The 3,056-nt window shown below is 35.5% G+C and carries 2 protein-coding genes; both read right to left on the minus strand.

All coding sequences use genetic code 11. The features are described 5' to 3' along the window. The coding region (locus U9P79_06160) for an MMPL family transporter (GenBank protein MEA2104206.1) at window positions 1-2,263 on the minus strand (2,263 nt) is incomplete at its 3' end. Window positions 2,264-2,387: 124 nt separating this feature from the next. Continuing rightward, the gene (locus tag U9P79_06165) at window positions 2,388-2,975 is read right to left on the minus strand and encodes a TetR/AcrR family transcriptional regulator (protein ID MEA2104207.1); all 588 of its coding nucleotides are present in this window, start codon (window positions 2,973-2,975) and stop codon (window positions 2,388-2,390) included. Window positions 2,976-3,056: the final 81 nt, after the last annotated feature.

The following is a 3,056-nucleotide window of genomic DNA, read 5'->3' on the forward strand; positions in this document are numbered from 1 at the left end:
TATACAAAAGCAGATACATAATAGTTACAGTTCCGAGAAAACTGGTAAACATATTCAGTGAAACCAAGGCTCCCAAACTTCTGTTTGGCGGGAAAACCGAGAATAAAAGAACGAGGAATCCGGCAATCACAACCATTGCATTGAAAATAATGGCACGACCGGAATGCTGCATTGTTTGGCGAATAGTTTTTGTTTTATCACCTGTTTGTTCTGCATAGGTTTTGTAGCGATCAATAAAGTGAACTGCATAATCAATTCCGATTCCGATGGCAATACTGGAAATGAGAGCTGTGGTAGTGCTGAGTGGAATATTCAAAAGTCCCATCACACCAAAACCGATTGCAGCCGTAATCACGATGGGAACTGAACCGATTAGTCCGGCAGAAAATTTGCGGAACATCAGCGTGAGCAAAAGCACGATTATAATTAGCGACAAGATTAAACTTTGTATTTGTCCCTGAAGGATTAGATCAGTAAAAACGAGTCCTTTGTAACCGGAACCGGCATAATTTACAGTGATTCCGAGTTCTTTAAAATCGTCCTTATATTCTTCCACGACGGCTATTGCACTATTGATTGTTTTGGAATTATCACTTTTTAGTTGAATTGTAATATTTGCAGTTTTATAATCGTAATCCACAACTTTCCAGAGATTTTCGGGATCGCCGGACATTTCATAAAGAAGTAGATATTGGGCGTTCAAGTCGCTTGATTCGGGTATAACATCAAACTCATCTTTATCCGCATGCATAACTTTATTCATCCGTTTGAGATAATCTGCAAGGGAGAATGAATTTCCCACTTCTGCTAATCTGCTTTCCACGTCATTCTGTAGTTTATCAATTAGTTTCAACGCTTTGGGAGTTTTCATTACATCATTTTCATCGCTTTCTAAAACAACATTCAAACTGCTGGTACCTCCGAAATGCTCATTGATGAATTTATCCGTTAGCACGATATCGCTATCTTTTTCAAATTTATCAAGAAAACTTGAATTTATCCATACTTTTGTAATTCCAAAAATTGAAATCACCAAGATGATAATTGTGAGGGAGAGGGTGAGTCCTTTATGTTTTATCACACCTTCTGCAAAGCGATATGAGAAAGGATTTTTTGCATTCGCAGTTTTACTTTTTGATTTCAATTTTCGTTTTGGAAATCCGAAAACAAGGATAGCTGCCGGGATAAGGAGTAATGAAAATACCATTGCAGCCATAACCCCCAAAGCAGTAAATAAACCGAAATATTTAATAGGATAGATTTGGGAAGTTAGCAGGGAAATAAATCCAACCGATGTTGTAACCGAAGTCATAACAACCGGTTTCCACATTCCCGATAGCATGTCCGAAACAGCTTCTTTTCGAGAAGCATTCGGATTCTTACGCAAGAAAAGATCAAGATGACTATACAGGTGAATTCCATCCGCCACCCCAATTGCGATCAACATTACCGGGATCATCGTTGATACAGCATAAATTGGAATATTGAAAGCAGCCATCAGACCAAAAGTCCAGACCACACTAAAAAGCACAACTAACAAAGTGAATATCGTATTTTTCACACTTTTCATTACCAGTAAAAGAACGAGAATAATTACAAGAATGACAATGGGAACCATCTTCTTCATATCACGTGGTCCGAGATAAGCCATTGTTCCTTCAACTATTGGGCTACCTGCAACATATATTTTTTCCGGATTTTCAAACAATTTGGTAAGTTCCAAAATATGATGATAAAATTCTTGGGTAAAAGCATCGTCTTCTATTTCTGCAATAATTACAGCAACGGTTTCATCGTCAGATACTAATCTCCTGAAAACCATTTCATTTGTTCGAACATTATTTTGCAATTCTGCTAACTGTTCCGGTGTTTTGGGAATTTTTTTGTAAAATGCTTTGACGTCCATTCCATATTCATCGCCCACAATATTATCGGCAGTATAAAGCGAAGTGATGTCATTTTTGTTGATCTCTTTCATCTTCCCGAGTTTGCGGGTAAGGTCTTTGATTTTCTTTAATGTCTCGTAATTATAAATGCCGTTTTCATTTTCAATGGCAATAATAATCCCGTCTTTGATATTGAAAATCTCTTCGGCTTCATCGCTATACACAAATGCCGGATGATCTTGGGGCATATATTCATCCAAGTCGGTTTCCATGCTTGAATTACTTTTCATTATTTTAAAGAAAACTACAGAAATAAGTAGAATGATAATTAGGTTTGTTTTTGGGAATCTTAATACTCCCTTTAGAAATTTAAGCATAATTTTGCTCCTTGCAATTTGGTTGAAATAATAATAAAAATAATTTTGATTCATCGGTTATACAATAAATCTGTTTGTAAATATTTACTAACGTTTTATAGCAAAAGAAAAATTTCATTGTGTTTTACTCCAAGCTTCCAGCAACAATTTTTTCGAGATCGTTCCAAAGTTGCTTTCCTTCTGTTTCCAAATTAAAAATTCTTCCGGACAAACTCCACTGAGTAACCAGCAATCTCATTGAGCCGATAATTATACGGAATAAATTTAAGCTGCTAATTTCATTATTGATGTTTCCATCCTGTTGCCCCTTTTTTATAACCGCTTCGAGGCTGTCGCGGGAACGGTTCATAACGTGCAAAACTTGCTCTTTCAAGTTAGCTTCATTTTGGAAATTCGATTCGGAAAACATTACTTGTGCCATTTCAGGATAATCCCTAAAAATTTTGAAATGAGCAAGAACAAATTTTTTGATTTGCGATAGGGGTTTTTCATTCGAATCTAAAGTTTTCGTCATCTGCTTTATTTTTTGTTCAAAAAACGAAATTATAGATTTGATGATTTCTAACTTATTCTTGAAATGGCGATAAAGAGCTGCTTCCGATAAGTCTAAATCTTTAGCGATATTTTTTGTAGTTAGATTCTGAATGCCTTTGTCCGCAACTATTTTTATTGCGACATTAATAATCTGCTTCTGCCTTTCGCTAAATTCCATATTTACTCCAAAAAGTTAATGAATACTAACATAATAAATTAGAAGTTGAAAATGTCAAATTGTTTTTCTGAAATTAGAAAA

The organism is Candidatus Cloacimonadota bacterium (assembly GCA_034661015.1).
Lineage (GTDB): Bacteria > Cloacimonadota > Cloacimonadia > JGIOTU-2 > JGIOTU-2 > JAYEKN01.